The sequence below is a fragment of the Neisseria sp. P0021.S005 genome (assembly GCF_051956955.1).
Genome location: NZ_JBQCWY010000908.1, coordinates 1 through 516, shown reverse-complemented (window position 1 = coordinate 516; position 516 = coordinate 1). Strand labels below are relative to the sequence as shown.

Annotated in this window: 1 protein-coding gene and 1 pseudogene; both read left to right on the top strand. The window is 49.4% G+C overall.

Annotated features, from left to right (window positions below; translation table 11 throughout):
* Positions 1 to 135, top strand: a pseudogene (locus ACTHUE_RS20105) (tRNA guanosine(34) transglycosylase Tgt); the annotation flags it as partial.
* Positions 136 to 220: 85 nt separating this feature from the next.
* A partial coding sequence (locus tag ACTHUE_RS20100) for a ferrochelatase (protein WP_440424291.1) occupies positions 221 to 516 on the top strand: 296 nt, incomplete at its 3' end.

Genomic DNA, 516 nt, shown 5'->3' with positions numbered 1-516 from the left:
GCACAGCTCAACACCATCCACAATCTGCACTTCTACCAAGTCATCATGGCAGAAATGCGCGAAGCCATCGAACAAGGCAAATTTGCCGATTGGCAGGCGCAATTCCATGAAAACCGCGCCCGCGGTGTGGATTAATCCTTTAAAAGGTCGTCTGAAATCAGGTTTTAATTCAAACTGCTTTTCAGACGGCCTCAATATTCTTAATTAATAAAGCACAATCATGTCCCGTTTCCATACCGAACCTCCCTTAGCCTACACCGCACAAAACCGCACCGCCGTCCTGCTGCTCAACCTCGGCACGCCTGACGCGCCGACGGCTGCCGCAGTCAAGCCTTACTTGAAAGAATTTCTGTCCGATCAACGCGTTGTCGAACTGCCTAAACTTTTATGGCAACCGATATTGCGCGGCTTGGTATTGACTTTTCGCCCGAAAAAAAGCGCGCATGCCTATGAAAAAGTTTGGTTTAAAGAAGGTTCGCCGCTTGAGGTTTACACACACCGCCAAGCAGAAGCCCT